We start from the raw sequence: 405 nt of genomic DNA, 5'->3' as shown, positions 1-405 counted from the left end.
ACCTTGGCCAGCGCCATCAGGAAATCCCAGACCTCGGTGCCGCCTTCGCCGCCGGTGGCGATGACCAGGAAGTCGGCAAGGTCGTTGCCGGAAGAAAAGGCGCCGGGGACGCCGAGGAAGACATGCACGCGCACCGCCGGATCGGCGTCGCCCTCGGCCAGGGCTGCCGACATCTTCGCATACATGGCGCGGGTCAGCGCGTTCTTCTTGTCAGGCCGGTTCATGCGGATGATCTGCACGGCGCTCTGGCGCTCGACGAGGATGTGGTCTGTCACGGTCAGTTCCTTCGCATGTCAGGATGCTCTAGGCGGAAATCAGTGCCTTGCCTGCGGCGGCGAGGCTTTCGGACCCGTCGATGACGCGTTCCTTCAAGGCGCGCGTCTCGCCGAGCAGGTTTTCGGCAAA

At 64.7% G+C, this 405-nt stretch carries 1 protein-coding gene; it reads right to left on the bottom strand.

All coding sequences use genetic code 11. The features are described from left to right. A partial coding sequence (locus tag EN852_RS35655; protein ID WP_189546382.1) for an enoyl-CoA hydratase-related protein occupies window positions 1–275 on the bottom strand: 275 nt, incomplete at its 3' end. Window positions 276–405 lie beyond the last annotated feature (130 nt).

Origin of the sequence: Mesorhizobium sp. M2E.F.Ca.ET.209.01.1.1, assembly GCF_004010375.2 — a bacterium.
GTDB lineage: Bacteria > Pseudomonadota > Alphaproteobacteria > Rhizobiales > Rhizobiaceae > Mesorhizobium.
The sequence above is the reverse complement of the archived record's forward strand: the minus strand, read 5'-3'. Positions and strand labels throughout refer to the sequence as shown.